The organism is Actinophytocola sediminis, from assembly GCF_054779715.1.
The window spans coordinates 164,141-182,413 of the sequence record NZ_BAAGXS010000029.1; the positions used below are offsets into that span (position 1 = coordinate 164,141).

Sequence of the window (18,273 nt, forward strand, 5' to 3'; positions counted from 1 at the left end):
GCCTTGTGGACACCATGGTGTCCACAAGGCACTCGCGTGCTCGACGGGTGACGGCGGGTCCGCCGGCGCCTGCCCGTGACGGGTGAACCCCCCGTCACGCGGTGGCGCTGGCTGGCCTCATCGCGTGGTCAGGAGGTCGGCTCGGGGTCACGGCCAGGACGTCAGCCCGGCCCCGTATGGATACAGCGGGTTCCCGTAGCTGGTCGCCGGACTCTGCCCGGCGTCGATCCGCGCCCGGATCTCCGCGCGCTGGGCGGGCGTGGCGCCGAGGTCGTAGGGCAGGTCCCAGTTCTCCGTGGCGTCCGCCGGGACGTCCGTGCCGCCGGGGCGCAACACCTGGTCCAGCGACCGGGGCAACTGCCATGGCAGCCGGCCGCGTGGCACGAAGTCACCGAACAGCAGGCCGGCGGCGGCCGGGCCCATCTCCTCGCCGCCGCGGTAGGTGACCACGACGGCGTCGGCGAGGTCGTGCCATTCGCTGATCACGTACGGCCGGGGCAGCACCAGCAGCACCACCACCGGCACACCCTGGGCACGGAAGCTCTGGATGATCGCGAGCTGGTCCGGCGGCAGGTAGGGCTGTTCCTTCACCCAGTTCGTGCCGTGGGTGTAGGAGGCCTCGCCGACGGCCACCACTGCCAGCTCCGGCGCCGGGCCGCTGTCCTGGTGGACGGTCACCCCCGCGGTCGCCGCCCGGTCACGGATGGCGTCCAGGATCGTGCGCGACCCGTGCTCCTGGTGGAAGTAGCTGGTCCACACGCAACACGACGCGCCGTCGGTCGCCCTCGGGCCGGCCACCACGATGTTGTCGCCCCGGTTGAGCCGCAGCGGCAGCGCGCCGTCGTTCTTCAGCACGGTCAGCGACTCGCGGGACGCCTGGTTGGCCAGTGCGGTGTACTCCGGCGTGTGTTGGCGGTAGGGCCCGTTGACCGGGTCGCCGTAGGGGTTCTCGAACAGGCCGAGGGTGAACTTGAGCGTCAGCACGCGCCGGGCCGCGTCGTCGATCCTGGCGGCCGGGACGTTCGCGAGGAAGCCGGCCATGGTGAAGCCATCGGCACCGGGGTCGGCGCCGCCCATGACGTCCGAGCCGGCGTTGGCCGCGCTCACCCACGCCCCGGACGGCAGCCAGTCGGTGGTGATCAGGCCGGTGAAGCCGAGGTTCTGCCGCAGGTAGTTCAGGATCGGCGCGCTGTTGCCCGCGCCGGGACCGCCGGGGTCCAGGTGGGAGCTGCCGGCGTAGCCGGGCATGATGTTGACCGCGCCGGCCTCCAGCGCCGCCCGGAACGGGATCATGTGGTACTTGATGGTCACCTCGTCGTAGGTGATCAGCGCCTCCCCGCCGGCGCCCTCCCCCGGCCAGTGCTTGACCGTCGCCAGCACCGAGGCCGGGTTCAGCTCCGGCCCGCCCTGCAGGCCGGCCACGAGCGCCTTGACCTGCGCGGCGGCCACGGCGGCGTTCTCGCCACCGCCCTCCTGGATGCGCGGGTACAGCACCTTCGTGCCGACCTCGGCGAGCGGGCCGAGCACTCCTCGGGTGCCGACCTCCAGTTGCTCGCGGCGTTGCAGGTCGCCGAGTCGGTAGTCCAGCGCGTGGTTCCTCGCGGCGGCCAGCGCGCTCTGTGTCGGGTAACTGGTCTGGTAGCCGTGGATGGTGTCCCCGGCGGAGACGACCGGGATGCCGAGGCGGGTGTCGGACGCGGCGAGCAGGACGGCGTGCAGGTCGGCGGGCTGGGCCGGACCGAAGTGCCAGCCGGATCTGGGGAAGCTCTGGGCGTTGTAGAACAGCTGGTAGGCCTTCTCCTCGGCGGTCATCCGCCCGAGGAGGTCGGTGACCCGGGTGGCCACCGGCAGCCGCCAGTCCTCATACGGCTCGATCGCGCCGTTCTTGTTGAGGTCCCGGCTGCCGTTGACGACCGCGACGCCGTCGGCGACGGTCTCGACCGTCGGCAGGTACACGCCGAAGGTCCGGATGGTCGACGTGGTGGTCGCGCCCGAGGCGGGCACCGCGACCACGAACCACCGGTAGGTCCAGCGGTCGGGCAGGTCCCAGGTCGGGGTGTAGCCGGTGCCGGTCGGCTCGGCGACCTTGGTGTACAGGTCGAGCAGGTCGCCGGCGGCGGTGAAGTCGTAGTCGGTCCGGCTGATGTTGATCCAGACCTGGTAGCGCACCGCGCCGGGGACGCCGGCCCAGGACAGCGCGGGGCGGCGGGTGGTGGTGACCAGCGCGCGGTCGGCCGGGGCGGTGAGCGCGAACTGACCGGTGGTGCCCGGCGGGCGGGTCGGCGGCGAGAACAGCGGCGGGGTGGTCGCCGAGTCGTCCACAGTGCCGTGGATCTCGAACTCCCACAACGAGTAGCCGTAGCCGGTCGCCCGCGCGGTGCCGTACATCCGGACGTAGCGGCCGGTGCCGGTGACCGCGAGGTTCTCCACCCCGCCCGGTCCGGTCGTGGTGCTGTGGATCGTGGTCCAGGTGGTCGCGTCGGTGGACACCTCGACGCGGTAGCCGGTGGCGTGCGCGGCCTCCCAGTTGAGCGTGACGCCGCTGACCGTGGCCCGGCCGCCGAGGTCGACCTGGATCCACTGTGGATCGCTGAACGCGCTCGACCAGCGGGTGGTGGTGCGCCCGTCCAGCGCCGCGGCCGGCGCGTTGCCGCCCTCCCAGGACGACGCGGTGACCTTCTTGAACCGGGAGATGACCGGGTCGGCGCTGCCGCCGTTGGTGGCGGTGTGGATGCCGAACTCCCACAACGAGTAGCCGTAGCCGGTCGCGCGGGCGGTGCCGGTCAGCCGGACGTAGCGGCCGGTGCCGGTGACCTCCAGGGTCTGCACGCCGCCGGTGCCCGCGGTCGTCGAGTACACAGTGGACCAGGTGGCGGCGTCGGCGGAGACCTGGAGCTGGAACGCGGTGGCGTGCGCGGCCTCCCAGCTCAGCACGACCCGGCACAGGGTGGCCGGCGCGCCGAGGTCGACCTGGATCCACTGTGGATCGCTGAAGGCACTCGACCAGCGGGTGCCGGGGTCGCCGTCCACGGCGGCGGACGCCGGAGTGGCGGCGTTCTCCGTCGAGGAGGTGGTGGCCGGCCGGTGCAGTGCGGCGTTGGTCGTGCCGCAGGCCGCGGCGGCGGCCGGCGCGGCCTGCACGGTGGACGCGGTGACCGAGGCGGCGAGCGCGACGACGGTGACGATCGCCAGCGCGCGAGGAGAACGGAAGCTCATGGGCCATCTCCTTTGACAGCAGCCCTTCCCTGCGAGGCAGGGTCCGGGAGAGCGCTCTCCCAAGGGTACTGCGCGAAGTCATGACCCGCGTTGGTTCATTCGGCCGAGTTCTTCGCCCGGTCAGGTCCTCGGTAGGCGGGCAGGATCGAGCGCGGGATGGGGCCCTTGTTCCGCAACCCCTGGGTGGTCTCCTCCCACGCGTGGGCCAGGATGCCGACTCCCCGGCTGAGCACGAACAGCCCGCGCGCCAGCTCCGGCGCGAACCCCAGCTCCGCGTAGATCACCGCGGTGGCGCCGTCGATGTTCATCGGCACCGGTTTCGTCCGGCCCTCGTTGAGGAACTCCTCGACGGCTCGCGCGGCCAGCAGGTACCGGCCGGCCACCACGCCGTCCTCGACCGCGCGGTCCACCAGGGTCAGCAGCGGGTCCCGGCGCGGGTCGACGGGATGGAACCGGTGCCCGAAGCCGGGCACGTAGCGGTGGTTCGCGACCACCTGCCCGACCGCGGCCACGCGATCGGTTCCGTTGTCCACCAACGCCACGATCTCGCTGAGCATCTCGACACACTGCTGGCCGGCGCCACCGTGGTGGTCGCCGAGGGCGTTGATCCCCGACGCCATCGCGTTGTTCAGCCCGACCCCACAGGTCGCGGTCATCCTGGCGATCGCGATCGACGGTGCCTGCGGCCCGTGGTCGACCGAGGCGACCAGCGCCGCCTCGAGCAACGCCGCCTGGCGCGCCTCCGGCAGGTCACCGCGCACCATGAGCCAGATCATCGACACGAAGTCGACCGAGCCGATCAGCTCCTGCACCGGTATGCCGCGCAGTTCCACCACCCCAGGCGCCATCCGCACAATCCCGGTAGCCCACCATTGTTCCGCCTCCCCGGGTTTTGATGTGTTGGTTGCGTTGGGGAGGGTGGGTGGTGGTTGGGGGCGTACTTGTGGCTGGGTTGCGTCACGTTCCCCTGAGGTGCGGTTGGGGAGGGGCTGGGGTGGGTTCGATTCTGGGGTTGGTGGGGGGTTGGTGGTGGTGGGTGGTGGCTGGGGTGCGTCACGTTGCCCTGAGGTGCGGTTGGGGAGGGCTTGGGGTGGGTTTGATTCTGGGGTTGGTGGGGGGTGGTTCACCGGTCGGCCTCGGTGGTGTTGAGGGGGGTGCTTCGGCGGTCGGTGAGCCAGCGGGTGACGAAATCCGGGGTTGAGGCGTTGTGCTCGCCGAGTAGGGGGGCCGGGCCGGGTGGGTGCAGTGGCTTTCCGTCGACCAGTACGCCGTTGCCGCTGGTGCGCACCATTCGGTCGGGCACACCGGGGAACGGGACGTCGGTGAAGAAACCGCGGTGGGTCAGCTGTTCGGACGCGACCGCCTGGGGCACCGACAGAATCCGCGCGGCGGGCACGCCGATGGCCGGCAGCACGCGTTCCCACTCCTCGGCGGTCCGCTTGTGCAGTTCCCTGGTCAGTTCCGCATTCAACGCGTCCCGGTGGTGCTTGCGCGCCTCGCGGTCGCCGAAGCGGGGATCGGCGAGCAGGTCGTCGCGGTCGAGCAGGCCACACAGCTTCTCGAACTGGGACTGGCGGTTCGCGGCGATGTTGAGCAGCCCGTCCGCGGTCTCGAACGTGCCCGACGGCGCGGCGGTGACGTTCTGCTGCCCCATCGGCGCGGGCGTCACGCCACTGATCAGGTAGTGCGACACCGACCAGCCCATGGCCGAGATGGACGCCTCGAGCATCGACAGGTCAAGGAAACAGCCCTCGCCGGTCCGCTCGCGGCCGACCAGCGCCGAGGAGATCGACAGCGCGGCCATCAGCCCGCCGACCGTGTCGCAGACCGGGAAGCCGACCCGCAGCGGCGCGGTGTCCTCGGTGCCGGTGATGCTCATCATCCCGGACAGGCCCTGGATGATCTGGTCGTAGGCGGGCGCCTGGCTCATCGGGCCGGTCTGGCCGAAGCCGGAGATCGCGCAGTAGACCAGCCCGGGGTTGAGCTCGCGCAGCCGCTCCCAGTCGTAGCCGAGCCGGCCGAGCACGCCGGCCCGGAAGTTCTCCAGCAGCACGTCGGCACCGCGCACCAGGTCCTCGAACACCGCCCGTTGCGCGCTGTCCTTGAGGTCGATCTCGAGCGACTTCTTCCCCGCGTTCTGGGCGAGGAACGACGAGCCGAGCCCCGCCTCGTTGAGTTCCTCGTCCGGCCCGAGGTGGCGGGCGAGATCCCCGCTGCCCGGGACCTCGACCTTCACGACCTCGGCGCCGAACAACATGAGCTGGTAGCTGCAATAAGGGCCGGCCAGCACATTGGTGAGGTCGAGCACTCGGATTCCGTGCAGCGGTGGTTGTGCCATGCATCTACTCCTTCTGCGGGGAAACGCAGAACTGAGGGGAATTCGCGCCGGTCGGTGCGCTACATGCGGAACGGGTGGTCGAAGCCCCGTTTGTTCATGTGCGCGGCCACCTCGGTGAGGGCGGCGACGAAATCGGTGATCCGCTCGTCCGGGAAACGCACGGTCGGGCCGGACAACGACAGCGCGGCGATGACCGCGCCGGTGCGCCCGGCGACCGGGACGGCGACCGCGGACAGCCCGGCCTCGCGTTCGCCGTGGCTGACGGCGAAACCGCGCACCGCCGCCTCGTCGATCTGGGTGCGCAGCGAGTCCAGGTAGTCGGGTCCGTAGGGAGAGCTCCTGGCCACGCGGGCGAGGTGGGCGGCGTCGGAGTTGCCGAGCAGGATCTTCGAGGACGCGCCGGCCCACAACGGCAGCTCGTCGCCGACGTGCACCACGTGGCGCAGCGGCTGCGGGCTCTCCTGCTGGGCGACACAGACGCGGTAGATGTCGCGCGCCACATAGAGGTTGACCGTCTCGCGATGCCGCTGTGCGAGGCCGCGCATCAGATCCTTGGTCTCCGGCGGGAGTTCCCAGCTGCTGCGGGCCAGATGCGCCCAGCGCCACAGGCTCGGGCCGGCCATGTATCCCTTGGCGGTGGCCCACAGCAGCCCGTTCTGCTCCAGGGTCTGCACGAGGCGGATGACCGTGGTCTTGGCCAGCCCGGTGGCGCGCACGATCTCCGACACCGAGATCGCCGGCTGGGTCTCGGTCAGCAGGCCGAGGATGTCGATGGCGCGCTGCACACTGCGCACGCCCTGGCCCTCGCCATCACCGGCACTGGCCGCCGCGTGCTCAGCGGTCTGGTCGGTACCGGTCGACTTCACCACGACGTCCCCTCTTGCGTCCCCTCTTGTCACGACGATCCACCATCCTCATCGCTCGCCTCCGCTCCGTCCAGTCGCACCGCCGCCGCCATAACGTCTTCGGCTCGAAGGGTTGCCAGCGCTGGTGGCGAGCCGTACGTTACACGCAGTCCGCAGAGCGGTCCAGTTGTACCGCTTGATGGTTCAAGGGAGACTGTGGTGCTGCACGAGGTTCTCGCGTCAGCCACGAGAGACGACCCGACCGATGCCCCCTCCTACCTCGCCGGCCGCTGGTCGACCGACGGCTTACCCAGCGACCGCGTCGGCCCGTACACCCGCACGGTCGTCTCCCGCTCGTACACCGCGTCACCGGCGCGGCTCCGGACCGCGACCGCCTTCGCCGCGACCGGCGCCCGGGCCGTCGCCGCGCTGGCGCCGGCGACCCGGGCCGACGTGCTGGACCGGGCATCGGCGCTCGCGGTCACCCACCGCGCCGAGTTCGCGCGCCTGATCGCCAGGGAGCTGGGCAAGCCGGTGAAGGACGGCATGGGCGAGTTGGACCGCGTCGCGGACACCTTCGCCGTCTGCGCGAGCGAGGCGCGCGCGATCGGCGGCGAGGTGCTGCCGGTGGCCGGCTGGGAGCGCGGGGTCGGCAACACCGCGCTGACCTACCGCGCGCCGGTGGGCGTCGCGCTGGCCATCACCCCGTTCAACGCGCCGGCGAACCTGTTGGCGCACAAGCTCGGCGCGTCGTTCGCCGCCGGCAACACGACCATCGTCAAGGGCCCGCCGCAGGCGCCGGCGACGACCGCGGCGATGATCGCGCTCGTGCTGGCGGCCGGGATGCCCGCCGAGGCGGTGCAGCTGGTGCACGGCGGCGGCGAGGTCGGCGCGGCACTGTGCGCCGCGCCCGAGGTCGGCGTGATCAGCTTCACCGGCAGCCCGGAGACGGGCAACGCGGTCGCCAGGGCCGCGGGCGCGAAGCGGCTGGTGCTGGAGCTCGGCGGGAACGCGGCGACCATCGTGTGCGCGGACGCCGAAGTGGCGCACGCGGCCAGGATCTGCGCGCGCACCGGGTACTCCAACTCCGGCCAGAGCTGCATCTCCGTGCAACGGGTTTACGTGCACCGGTCGCGGTTCGCCGAGTTCCTCGACGCCTTCCGCGCCGAGGTGGCCGCGCTCGTCGTCGGCGACCCGCTCGACCCGGCCACCGACGTGGGGTCGATGGTCGACGAGGCGGCGGCGGCCAGGGTCGAGGCGTGGATCGCGGCGGCCACCGCCAGCGGCGGCCGGCTCGTGGCCGGCGGGAAGCGCACCGGCGCGACACTGTGGCCGGCGGTGGTCGCCGACCCGCCGGCGGACGCGACGCTGGTCACCGAGGAGGTGTTCGGCGCGCTGGTCGCGGTGCTGCCATTCGACGACCTGGACACCGTCATCAAGACCTGTAACAGCAGCAGGTTCGGCCTGCAGGCCGGCCTGTTCACCAAGGACATCACCACGATCCTCACGGTATGGCGGGAACTGGCGGTCGGCGGGCTGGTGGTGAACGGGTCCTCGAACTTCCGCCTCGACCACGTGCCGTTCGGCGGCGTGAAGGACTCCGGGTTCGGACGGGAGGCACCGAGACAGATGATCGAGGACTACACCGTGATCAAGTCGCTCATCCTGCGCGGCATGTCGATCTGGGGGACGGCGTGACGGGCACCGCGGCGGAGGCGTTGGTCGGCCAGCTCGAGGCCTACGGGGTGGAGTACGTCTTCGGCGTCTGCGGCCACACCAACATCGCGTTCCTGGATGCGTTGAGCCGCAGCGACATCAGGTTCGTCATCGCCAGGCACGAGCAGGCCGCCGCGCACGCCGCCGACGGGTACGCGCGGATGACCGGCAAACCGGGCGTGCTGTTGGTCCACGTCGGACCCGGCCTGATGAACGCGGTCACCGGGGTGGCGACCGCCGCGCTGGACTCGGTGCCGCTGATCACCATCGCCGGGGACATCCCCTCCTACTACTACGGCCGGCATCCCCACCAGGAGGTGAACCTGCACGCCGACGCCGACCAGACCGCGATCTACCGGCCGTTCGTGAAACGGGCCTGGCACGTGCACCGGGTCGAGGACCTGGCGCGGTTCACCGAGCGGGCGTTCTGGACGGCCACCGCGGGCCGTCCGGGCGCCGTGCTGCTCAACGTGCCGATGGACCTGTTCTCCCGGCCCGCGCCGGCGAACGCGGCCTACCCGCTCGTCGCGCACTCCCCCGCACCCACGTTGGCGACACCGGACGCGGCCCGCATCGCCGAGGCGCTGGTCACCGCGCAGCGGCCGCTGATCTACGTCGGCGGCGGGTTGCGTGAGGACGCCGGCCGGGCGGCACTGCTGCGGTTGGCCGAACACCTGGACATCCCGATCGCGCACTCGCTGATGGCCAAGGGCACGGTCGCCGACCGGCATCCGCTGGTGATGGGCATGACCGGGTTCTGGGGCCTCGAGCTGACCAACAAGTACACAATGGACGCCGACGTGGTGCTGGCGCTGGCCACCAGGTTCGCCGAGACCGACGCCAGCTCCTGGAACGCCGACTACACCTGGCACTTCCCGCCGGGCAGGCTGATCCAGATCGACCTCGACCCGGCCGAGATCGGCCGCAACTACCCGGTGGAGATCGGCGCGGTGGCCGACGTGCGCCTGGCCGTCGAGGCGATCGCGGACGCGGTGGTCGCGCTGCGACCCGATGGCACCGATCGGCCGGAGCTGCGGGAGACGATCCGCGTCGAGCGCCACGAGCTGTTCACCGCCAGCCGGGAACGCGGCCGGAGCACGGACTTCCCGTTGCGGCCGGAACGCATCCTCACCGACCTGCGCGCGGCGCTGCCGGTCGACGCGGTGCTGGTCACCGACGTCGGCTGGAACAAGAACGGCGTCGCGCAGTGCTACGAGCTCGCGCAGGAGGGCCGGTTCATCACCCCGGGCGGACTGTCCACAATGGGCTTCGGGCCGGCGGCGGCGGTCGGCGCGCAGCTCGCCGCGCCGGACCGGGTGGTGGTCGCGCTCGTCGGCGACGGCGGGATGAGCGCGCAGCTGCCCGCCGTGCCGATGGCCGTCGAGCAGGGTCTTCCGGTGATCTTCCTGGTGATGAACAATCGGGCACACGGGACGATCGCCGACCTGCAGGCGGCGAGCTTCGGCGCCAGCTTCGGCTGCGAGTTCCGCGACCAGGACGGCAACCCCTACTCCCCGGACTTCGCCGCCTACGGAAAGGCGTGCGGTGCCGACGGCTATCTCATCGAGGAACCGGGAGAGCTGACCGTCGCGCTCCGCGAGGCGATCCAGCGGCGTCGACCCGCCGTGCTGGACGTCCCCATGGTGAACGAGCCGGTGCCCACCCCGGGGCACTGGAACATCAAGGACATCTACCGCGGTGCATTCGACCAACCCACAACGAGGTGAGACGCTCATGGTCAGCAAAGGAAAAGCGTGGCTAGCCGGCTCCGCCGCGGCACTCGCGGTCGTGACCGCCACCGCCTGCAGCGCCCCCGGTAGCACGTCGCCCGCCGAGGAGAACACCGACGGCCCGCTCAAGATCGCGGTGGTCAACGCGCAGAGCGGCCAGCTCAGCTCGCTCGGCCAGTGGGAGTGGAAGGGCGCCAAGCTCGCCGCCGACGAGTGGAACGCCGACGGCGGCATCAACGGCCGGCAGATCGAGATCGAGCTGTTCGACGACCAGGGCGACCCGACGATCGGCACGAACATCGCCCGCAAGATCTCCAGCGAGGGCTTCGTCGCGATGATCGGCACCGCGGAGAGCGCGGTCACCGTCGCCATGATCCCGATCCTGGAGCAGGCCAAGATCCCCAACATCACCTCCGGCCAGTCCCCCGCGATCGCCGCCGAGGGCAGCGAGTTCGCGTTCTACAACGGACCGACCTCCAACACCTACGACGACACGCTCGCCGAGAACCTGGTGACCACGAAGGGGCTCAAGAAGATCGCGATGATCTCCAACAACGGGTCCTACGGCAAGGGCGAGCGCGAGGCGTTCACCAAGGCGTTGGCCGACCGGGACGTCACGCCGGTGGACGACCAGGTGGTGACCACCGACCAGAAGGACTTCAGCGCGGCGCTCACCTCGATCCGGCAGAAGGCGCCCGACGTCCTGTTCGTCGGCGCGGAGGAGGTCGCGGCCGGGCTGATCGTCAAGCAGGCGCGCGAACTCGGCATCACCGCGACCATCGCGGGCGCCGCGCCGATGGGCACCCCGGTGTACCTGGAGACCGCGGGCGCGGCCAACGCGGAGGGCACGGTGGTCAGCTCGCCCTACCTGAGCAACGACACCGACGACGCGTCCCGCGCGTTCGCCACGGCCTATCAGGACGCGCACAGCGAGGAGGCCGAGCTGCACGGCGCCAAGGCCTACGACGGCGCCAACATCATCTTCACCGCGCTGGAGAGCTCCGACGGAGCCGCGGGCGCGGAACTCGCCGACGCGATCCGCTCGACCAAGTACGACGGACTGCTCGGCACGTTCGAGTTCGACGAGACCGGCGTCGGCATCCACGCCACGTCGATCGGCGTGATCAAGTCCGGCAAGCTCGTCACCGAATCCGCCAGCTGACCATTCCGGGGGCGGCCGGCCGTGGCCGGCCGCCTTTCGGGGCCAGATAAGGACGACTATGGAAGTCTTTTTCCAAACACTGGTCGGCGGGCTGGGATTCGGCGCCGTCTACGCGCTGGTCGCGATGGGGTTCTCGCTCGTGTATCGCACCATGGGCCTGGTCAACTTCGCCCACGGCCAGGTGGTCATGATCGGCGCCTATGCCGCGTCCACCTTCTACCTGACCGCGCACGTGCCGTTCTTCATCTCCATCCCGGTCGCCATGGTGGTCACCGGGCTCATCGGCCTGATCATCGAACGCGTGCTGCGGCCGTTGGAGAACAAGGACTTCGACCTCATGCTGATCGGCACCATCGGCTTCGGCATGGTGCTGGAGGCGCTCGCCACGATCATCTGGGGCGCGACCGGGCACGCCGTACCGTCGCCTGTGGACGCCGAGCCGCTCGACGTGTTCGGCATCCGGATCCGCACCTACAGCCTGATCGTGCTCGCCATCGCCGCGCTGGCGACCGTGGCGCTGGTGATGTTCCTGCAGCGCACCAAACGGGGCGCGGCCATGCAGGCGGTCGCGATGGACCACGAGGCGGCCACCGCGGTCGGCATCCACGTCGGCCGCAGCAACGCCATCGCGTTCGCGATCGGCGCCGGACTGGCCGCGCTGGCCGGCGCGCTGGTCGCGCCCATGCTCTACGTCAACCCGACCCTCGGTGGATCGCTTGGGATCAAGGGGTTTGCCGCCGCCATCCTCGGTGGCTTCGGCAACATCCCCGGCGCGGTCGTCGGCGGGCTCGCCATCGGCGTGCTCGACTCCTTCGCCGCGGGACGGTTCCAGGCCTACTCGGAACTGGTGGTGTTCCTCGTGTTCACAGTGATCATCATGATCCGGCCGACCGGGTTGTTCGGCGAGCGGACGGTGAACCGCGCATGAGGTTCCGGATCGGCGGATTCGCCATCGCCGGCGTCGCGGCCTGGTTCCTGCCCTACGGGCTGGGCCTGTACGGCATCCACGTGGTGGACATCGCGATCGTGTTCGCACTGCTGGCCATCGGGCTCGGGCTCGCGATGGGCCTCGGCGGGCAGATCAACCTCGCCCAGGTCGCGTTCTTCGGCGTCAGCTCCTACGCGGTCGCCATCCTGACCACCAGGGCCGGTTTCGGGTTCTGGACCGCGGCGGTGCTCGCCCTGCTGGCCACCGCGATGATCGGGATCTTCGTCGGCATCCCCGCGCTGCGGATGCAGTCCCACTACCTCGGCATCGTCACCCTCGGGTTGGCGTTGGCGTTCACCAACTGGGTCACCAACAGCACCATCACCGGCGGCGCCGACGGCATCTCCGGCGTCCCGGTGCCACCGCTGTTCGGTATCGACCTGTCCAGCGAGTACCTGTACTACTACCTGGAACTGATCGTGTTCGGGCTGGCGCTCGCGTTCGCCGGGTTCGTCTCGCACACCGGGCTCGGCCGGCGGCTGCGGGCCATGCGGGACGACTCGCTCGCGGCCGGGGCCGTCGGCGCGCCGGTGCCGTTGCTGCGGATGGCCGCGTTCGTGCTCGCCAGCCTCTACGGCGGGGTCGCCGGCGTGCTCTACGCCGGTCTCATCCGTTACGTGGCGCCGGAGACCTTCAGCATCGCCAACATGTTCCTGCTGCTCGCGATGGTGATCATCGGCGGGCGGCAGAGCATCCTCGGCTGTGTCGTCGGTGCTGTCGCGCTGTCGCTGCTGCGCGAGGTACTGATCGACTTCTCGGTCTACGCCCAGCTCGGCTTCGGCGTGGTGGTGGTGCTGATGGTGGTGTTCGCGCCGACCGGCCTGGCCGGCATCCCGGCGCGGGTACGCCAACTGGTGCGCCGTAAACGGGACAGCGACCAGCGGGCCACCCTGCGCCCGTTCCGGCCGGCCGAGGCGACCGAGGCGGACCGGGAGGGTGCCGGATTGGAGATCTCGGGCATCAGCAAGCAGTTCCGCGGGTTGAAGGCCCTGATCGACGTGTCCATGTCGGTCGGCGGCGGGGAGATCCGCGGGGTGGTCGGCCCCAACGGTTCCGGCAAGACCACGCTGTTCAACATCGTCAGCGGCATCTACAGCGTGTCGGCCGGCTCGGCGTCGGTCGACGGCCGGGTGGTGACCGGTCGCAGGCCCTACCAGCTGTCCAGGGTGGGGCTGGCGAGGACCTTCCAGAACCTGCGGCTGTTCGGCCGGATGACGGTGCGGGACAACGTGTTGGTCGCGCTGGACCGGTCGTCGATGACCGCGGTGTGGCGCTATCTGTTGTGGCCCGTCGGCATCTGGCGGGCCGAGCGGGCGCTGCGCGGCCGGGCCGACGAGCTGCTCGACCAGTTCGGCCTGACCGACTTCGCCGACGCGGCGCCGACCTCGCTGCCCTACGGCATCCAGCGGCGGCTGGAGATCGCCAGGGCGATGGCCACCCAGCCCCGGCTGTTGCTGCTCGACGAGCCGGCCGCCGGGCTCAACGGCCAGGAGGTCGGCCAGCTGGCCGAGATCGTCCGGTCCATTCGCGACAGTGGGGTGACGGTGGTGCTGATCGAGCACAACATGGGGCTGGTGATGTCCCTGTGCGACCGGGTGACCGTGTTCGCCAGCGGGCGGGTCATCGCCGAGGGCACCCCGGCGGAGGTGGCGGTGCGGCCCGAGGTGATCGAGGCCTACCTTGGTGACTCGATGAACACCGCCGAGATCGCGGCCGAGGTGGAGTCGGAGGTGGCGCGGTGACCGACGAGTTGGTGGTGTCGGGGTTGTCGGTCAACTACGGCGGGGTGCGCGCGGTCAGCTCCATCAGCTTCACCGTCGGCCCCGGCCAGTGTGTTGGCATCATCGGCGCCAACGGCGCCGGCAAGACCTCCACGCTCAAGGCGTTGATGGGGCTGGTGCCGCGCACCGCCGAGGAGATCCGGTTCGGCGACCACGACCTCACCAAGGTCAAGGCCCGCGACATCGTGCGCCACGGGATCGGCTACGTGCCGGAGGGCCGGCATGTCTTCCCCGGCCTCACGGTCGAGAAGAACCTGTTGCTCGGCGCCTATGTCCGGGCGTGGAAGGGCGCGACGCTCAGCAAGCTCGACGAGGTCTTCGAGCTGTTCCCGGTGCTGGGCGAGATGCGCGACCGGCTCGCCGGGGCGCTGTCTGGCGGCCAGCAGCAGATGCTCGCGGTCGGCCGGGCGTTGATGTCCAACCCCCGGCTCATCCTGCTCGACGAGCCGTCGATGGGCCTGTCCCCCAAGCTCATCGAGGACATCCTGGCCGTGCTGCAGCGGTTGAGCGCCGCCGGGCACGGGCTGCTGCTGGTCGAGCAGAACGCGAAGCTCACGTTCGAGGCGACCGAGACCTGTCTGGTGATGGAGAACGGCCAGGTGGCGATGACCGGCACCTCGGCGACACTGCGCACGGACCCCCGGGTCCGGCAGGTCTATCTTGGACTGTGAGGAGTTTCCCCTGGGTGGCACGGAAACCGGGCCACCCAGGGGAGGGCCTCAGCGACAGAACGGCGCCGCGCCCGCCGCGGACCGGATGCCGCCGGCGACCAGCTGTTGGAAGTGGGCGGCGCCTTCGGCCGTCGGTGGGTCGGCGAACGCGGCCGCGTCGTGGCCGAGGGTGGTCACCCACGACCGGCCGCCGTCGTAGTACTGGCACCACGCGACGGGATGGTGGTCACCGTGTCCCGGGTGGCCCATCGACCCGCGCACCCCGCGAGCGAGCGTCGACTCGTCCACCTCGGCGAGCACCTTCACCCTGCTGGGATAGGGCACCAGGTTGTACCACTCGTCGGTGAACTCCCACCGGCGCGGCAGGTCCTTTGTGGACGCGTCCTTGCCGCCGACCGTGTTCACCGTGCCCGGCTGGTTCGGGCCGTGGTCGTAGTAGTTCGTGCCGCCGAGCAGACCCTCGTACCACGGCCAGTTGTACTCGGTGCCGAACGCGTTGTGGATGCCGACGAACCCGCCGCCGCCCCGGATGTACTGGCGCAGCGCGGTTTGCGCGGCGTCGTCGAGGGTGTCCCTGGTGGTGCTGAGGAACACCACCGCGTGGTAGTCGAACAGCCGGCCCGCGCTCGACAGCTGGGTGACGTCCTCGGTCCAACTGGTCGTCCACCCGTGCCGCTCGCCGAGCCGCACGATCCCGCGCTGAGCGGCGTTCGCCTCCGCCAGCGGCGGGTTCAGCCCTGGACCGAGCGCCGGACCGAGGTTGGCGTGCCGGGGACCAGTGGTGCGCGAGTAGACCAACACCCTGATTCCCTGCGACAGCTCGAAGTTACCCCAGTCGTGGTAGCACTTCGGCTGCTCGCCCCGGCACACGCCGTACTCCGGGTCGCCGAGCTCCCGCGCTCCCGGACGGTCCCGGTCGCCCACCGCGGCCGGCGCGCCGATGGCGAGGACGGTGGCGGCCGCCGCGGCGGCCGCGCTCACGATCACGGTCATCAACGTCGATGCTCGTCTGTTCATCTGCTGCCTTTCTCGCGATCCGCGGCACGGACCGAACGAACCAGCTTGGCCTTGTAAAAGACGCAAGCGCGAGCCTACGCTGAACCGCTATACAGACCAACAAGTCCATCAGGCGGACCACGTCTTCATCTTTCACCACTGGAGGTAGCGCGGCATGTCCGAGATCCAGCGCAGGGATCTGCTCAAGGGCGCGGCCGCGGCCGCCGTCGGGGTGGCGGCCGCGGACACCCTGATCTCCGGCACACCGGCGGTGGCCGAGCCGACGACCGGCGGACACCGCCCGCCGGTCGCGCTGACCCCCGGCGGCCGGGACTTCCCGAAGGTCGGCGGCAACCTGGGCAACCAGAACTACACCGCACTGGGGGAGATCCGCCGCGGCAACCTCCGCAAGCTCGGCGCGGCCTGGGTCAACCGGATCGAGGGCGGGCTCGCCGAGGGCAGCAACCAGAGCACCGTGGTCGCCGTGGACGGCGTGCTGTACATCGAGTCCGCGCTCGGCAACGTGTTCGCCGTGGACGGTGCGACCGGCGCCACGAAGTGGACCTACCGCCAGACCAGGGGAAACCTGACCCGCCGGGGCGTCGCTGTCGGTCAGGGCAAGGTCTTCACCCACGCCAGGGGAAGCTGGGTGGTCGCGCTGGACCAGCGAACCGGCGCGGTGGCCTGGGAACGACAGCTCACCGAGTACGGCAACCTGGAGAAGGTCGCCATCACCTACCACGACGGTCGGCTGTTCGTCGGCGCGGCCGACGGCTCCCGCGGTGCCGGTCTCGCGCTCGATGCGGACAACGGCGACTACGTCTGGCACTTCTGGGGCATCCCGGAACCCGGTGAGTTCGGCAACGACACCTGGGAGGGCGAGTCCTGGCGCGATGGCGGCGCCACCCCGTGGATCCATCCCGCGCTCGACCCGGACCTCGGCCTGGTCTACTGGACCTTCGGCAACGCAAGGGGCAACCGGTCCTCACAGGACGGTTCGGCGCGCGGCGGGCAGAACCTGTTCGCCAACTCGATCGTCGCGGTCGACCTGCGCACCGGCCAGTACCGCTGGCACTTCCAGTCCATCCACCACGACATCTGGGACATGGACAACGTGATGGCGCCCGTGCTCGCGGACGTGCGGATCCGCGGCCGCCTGCGCAGGATCGTCATCTACGGCAGCAAGACCGGCATGTACTACATCCTCGACCGGGAGACCGGCGAGGCGCCGCTGGGCATCGACGAGGTCCCGGTCCCCCAGGAGCCGAGGCAGAAGACCTGGCCAACCCAACCGTTCCCGCGCCAGGGACCGTGGATCGAGACCAGGCCGGTGAACCAGCCGCTTGGCACCTCGGTCCCCGGTCACCCGGCACGCGCGGTGCCCAACTACGCCCTCGGCGCGCTCTACACGCCACACTGGGACACCCCGGTGCTGTCCATCCCCGGCCACGGCGGCGGCGCGGACTGGAGCCACCAGTCGTTCAGCCACCGCACCGGCTGTGTCTACACCGGATTCGGCTACGTGGCCGCGGCACACTCGCTGACCGAGTCCAGCAACGGCCTGCGCCCGCCGGGCGAGTACCAGACCGGCGGCATCGTCGCGGTCGACGCGAGCACGAACGTGGTGCGCTGGAAGAAGAACCAGCCCTACTCGCTCGCACACGGCAACGGCATCCTCACCACCGCGAGCGACCTGCTGTTCATCGGCCAGCCGGACGGCAACCTGCTCGCCCTGGACGCGCGCGACGGCCGCGAGCTGTGGCGCTTCCAGTGTGGCGCCGCGATCAGCAGCAGCCCGGTCATGTACGAAGTGGACGGTGAGCAGTACCTCGCGGTGTACGCGGGCGGCACCAGCATCCCCTACGGAAACTCCGCCCCACGCGGGGACTTCCTGTGGACGTTCCGGATCGGCGGCGACCTGCCGCCCGCGCCGACGCCACCGCCCCCGGTCATCCGCAGGCCGGTCCAGGGCGCGCCGGTGGCGGGCGCGGCGGTGGCCGACACCGTGGTCATCGGCCGCACCTACGACCCGGAGACCGGCACGATCGGCGCCACCGAGTCGACCGGGGTCAACGGCATGGCGCCGACCCACCTGCGGGTCCGGGCCGGCACCACGGTGACCTTCACCAACCACGCGGACAACGCGGGCGTCCGCGGCGCGACCCAGTTCTTCGAGGGACTGTTCGACGTGCGGCTGGCACCGGGCGAGTCCTACCGGCACACCTTCCGCAAGAAGGGCGAGTACTTCTTCAACGACCCGGCCAGCCCGCGCTCCACCGGGAAGATCGAGGTCTACTGAGCGGGGCGCCGGCCATGACCTCGCACCTCGTCGGCCTCATCGGGTCGGGCATCGGCACCTCGCTGTCCCCAGCCCTGCACGAACGCGAGGCGGACACCCTCGGCCTGCGCTACCTCTACCGCGTACTGGATCTCGACGTGCTCGGCGTCGCGGCGGGCGCGGTCGGCGATCTGCTGGCCGCCACCCGCCTCGCCGGCTACGACGGGCTCAACATCACCCACCCGGTCAAGCAGCTCGTCCTCGACCACCTCGACGCGCTGTCGGCCGACGCCGAGGCGGTCGGCGCGGTGAACACCGTGGTGTTCGCCGATGGCCGGGCGGTGGGCCACAACACCGACCTGACCGGGTTCTCGCTGGCGTTCACCACCGGCCTGCCGGCGGTGAGGACCGGCACCGTGGTGCTGCTCGGCGCAGGCGGCGCGGGCGCCGCGGTCGGCCACGCGCTGCTGTCCCTCGGCGTGGCCGACCTCCGCGTGGTCGACCTCGACCCCGCCCGCGGCGCGCGGCTGGCCGACCGCCTCGGCCACCGCG

General features: G+C 70.8%; 12 protein-coding genes and 1 pseudogene. 8 read left to right on the forward strand and 5 right to left on the reverse strand.

All coding sequences use genetic code 11. The annotated features are described in order from the left end of the window. Positions 1–147: 147 nt before the first annotated feature. From ACYVIP_RS20170 to ACYVIP_RS20185, 4 genes are all read right to left on the reverse strand, one after another. Positions 148–3,216 (reverse strand): discoidin domain-containing protein, encoded by a 3,069-nt coding sequence (locus tag ACYVIP_RS20170; protein WP_460398521.1) that lies wholly within the window; start codon positions 3,214–3,216, stop codon positions 148–150. Between the two features lie 95 nt (positions 3,217–3,311). Then, the gene (locus ACYVIP_RS20175) at positions 3,312–4,343 is read right to left on the reverse strand and encodes a citryl-CoA lyase (RefSeq protein ID WP_460398523.1); all 1,032 of its coding nucleotides are present in this window, start codon (positions 4,341–4,343) and stop codon (positions 3,312–3,314) included. Then, the gene (locus ACYVIP_RS20180) at positions 4,340–5,554 is read right to left on the reverse strand and encodes a CaiB/BaiF CoA transferase family protein (protein WP_460398525.1); all 1,215 of its coding nucleotides are present in this window, start codon (positions 5,552–5,554) and stop codon (positions 4,340–4,342) included. The genes ACYVIP_RS20175 and ACYVIP_RS20180 overlap by 4 nt, the downstream gene beginning before the upstream one ends. 59 nt (positions 5,555–5,613) lie before the next feature. Continuing rightward, entirely contained in the window at positions 5,614–6,453 is an 840-nt protein-coding gene (locus tag ACYVIP_RS20185; RefSeq protein ID WP_460398527.1) for an IclR family transcriptional regulator, read from the reverse strand. 165 nt (positions 6,454–6,618) lie between these two features. Between ACYVIP_RS20185 and ACYVIP_RS20190 the strand changes: the two genes are divergently transcribed. Genes ACYVIP_RS20190 through ACYVIP_RS20215 form a run of 6 tightly spaced genes read left to right on the forward strand, consistent with a single transcriptional unit; the run spans position 6,619 to position 14,447 of the window. Continuing rightward, positions 6,619–8,097 (forward strand): aldehyde dehydrogenase family protein, encoded by a 1,479-nt coding sequence (locus ACYVIP_RS20190; RefSeq protein ID WP_460398529.1) that lies wholly within the window; start codon positions 6,619–6,621, stop codon positions 8,095–8,097. Then, complete coding sequence (locus ACYVIP_RS20195) at positions 8,094–9,842, forward strand: thiamine pyrophosphate-binding protein (protein ID WP_460398531.1); 1,749 nt, start codon at positions 8,094–8,096, stop codon at positions 9,840–9,842. The genes ACYVIP_RS20190 and ACYVIP_RS20195 overlap by 4 nt, the downstream gene beginning before the upstream one ends. A gap of 7 nt (positions 9,843–9,849) precedes the next feature. After that, entirely contained in the window at positions 9,850–11,007 is a 1,158-nt protein-coding gene (locus tag ACYVIP_RS20200) for an ABC transporter substrate-binding protein (protein WP_460398533.1), read from the forward strand. Positions 11,008–11,065: 58 nt separating this feature from the next. After that, complete coding sequence (locus ACYVIP_RS20205) at positions 11,066–11,935, forward strand: branched-chain amino acid ABC transporter permease (RefSeq protein WP_460398535.1); 870 nt, start codon at positions 11,066–11,068, stop codon at positions 11,933–11,935. Then, entirely contained in the window at positions 11,932–13,737 is a 1,806-nt protein-coding gene (locus ACYVIP_RS20210) for a branched-chain amino acid ABC transporter ATP-binding protein/permease (protein ID WP_460398537.1), read from the forward strand. Before ACYVIP_RS20205 ends, ACYVIP_RS20210 begins: the two co-directional genes overlap by 4 nt. After that, positions 13,734–14,447, forward strand: a complete 714-nt coding sequence (locus ACYVIP_RS20215) for an ABC transporter ATP-binding protein (RefSeq protein WP_460398539.1) — start codon at positions 13,734–13,736, stop codon at positions 14,445–14,447. Before ACYVIP_RS20210 ends, ACYVIP_RS20215 begins: the two co-directional genes overlap by 4 nt. A gap of 48 nt (positions 14,448–14,495) precedes the next feature. Here ACYVIP_RS20215 and ACYVIP_RS20220 read toward each other — a convergent pair whose 3' ends face one another. Further along, on the reverse strand, positions 14,496–15,440 hold the full coding sequence (locus tag ACYVIP_RS20220; protein ID WP_460398541.1) for a ThuA domain-containing protein: 945 nt from the start codon (positions 15,438–15,440) through the stop codon (positions 14,496–14,498). A gap of 178 nt (positions 15,441–15,618) precedes the next feature. Here ACYVIP_RS20220 and ACYVIP_RS20225 point away from each other — a divergent pair, with 178 nt between their 5' ends. Both ACYVIP_RS20225 and ACYVIP_RS20230 read left to right on the forward strand, forming a co-directional pair. Next, entirely contained in the window at positions 15,619–17,742 is a 2,124-nt protein-coding gene (locus tag ACYVIP_RS20225; RefSeq protein ID WP_460398543.1) for an outer membrane protein assembly factor BamB family protein, read from the forward strand. Between the two features lie 14 nt (positions 17,743–17,756). Further along, positions 17,757–18,273: pseudogene (locus ACYVIP_RS20230) on the forward strand (shikimate dehydrogenase); the annotation flags it as partial.

What these genes read in the sequence shown, in the direction of transcription:
- ACYVIP_RS20170 (WP_460398521.1), bottom strand. Translation starts at nt 3,216, where the DNA reads ATGAGCTTCCGTTCTCCTCGCGCGCTGGCGATCGTCACCGTCGTCGCG.
- ACYVIP_RS20180 (WP_460398525.1), bottom strand. Translation starts at nt 5,554, where the DNA reads ATGGCACAACCACCGCTGCACGGAATCCGAGTGCTCGACCTCACCAAT.
- ACYVIP_RS20200 (WP_460398533.1), top strand. Translation starts at nt 9,850, where the DNA reads ATGGTCAGCAAAGGAAAAGCGTGGCTAGCCGGCTCCGCCGCGGCACTC.
- ACYVIP_RS20205 (WP_460398535.1), top strand. Translation starts at nt 11,066, where the DNA reads ATGGAAGTCTTTTTCCAAACACTGGTCGGCGGGCTGGGATTCGGCGCC.
- ACYVIP_RS20210 (WP_460398537.1), top strand. Translation starts at nt 11,932, where the DNA reads ATGAGGTTCCGGATCGGCGGATTCGCCATCGCCGGCGTCGCGGCCTGG.
- ACYVIP_RS20220 (WP_460398541.1), bottom strand. Translation starts at nt 15,440, where the DNA reads ATGACCGTGATCGTGAGCGCGGCCGCCGCGGCGGCCGCCACCGTCCTC.
- ACYVIP_RS20225 (WP_460398543.1), top strand. Translation starts at nt 15,619, where the DNA reads ATGTCCGAGATCCAGCGCAGGGATCTGCTCAAGGGCGCGGCCGCGGCC.